We start from the raw sequence: 334 nt of genomic DNA on the forward strand, positions 1-334 counted from the left end.
ACCTTATGCTAGAAGAAGCAGAAAGGCTCGCCAACTTGGGTGTTCCGGCTATCGCACTGTTTCCGGTAGTGAATCAGGATGTAAAAAGCACTTGTGCAGCTGAAGCCCATAACCCTGAAGGTTTGGTGCAAAGAGCGGTACGCCTGCTAAAAGAGCATATCCCGCAGATTGGCGTCATTACTGATGTTGCTCTGGATCCCTACACTACCCATGGTCAAGATGGCATCATTGATAACGATGGTTATGTACTGAACGATGAAACAACAGCTGTCCTGATCAAACAAGCACTGTCTCACGCTAAAGCTGGCGCAGATGTGGTCGCACCATCCGATAT

General features: G+C 48.5%; 1 pseudogene. It reads left to right on the top strand.

Annotated features, from left to right (window positions below):
- A pseudogene (locus AB4585_RS24590) lies at nt 1–334 on the top strand (porphobilinogen synthase); the annotation flags it as partial.

It is taken from the genome of Vibrio sp. 10N.222.49.C9 (assembly GCF_041474985.1).
Taxonomy (GTDB): Bacteria; Pseudomonadota; Gammaproteobacteria; order Enterobacterales; family Vibrionaceae; genus Vibrio; species Vibrio crassostreae_C.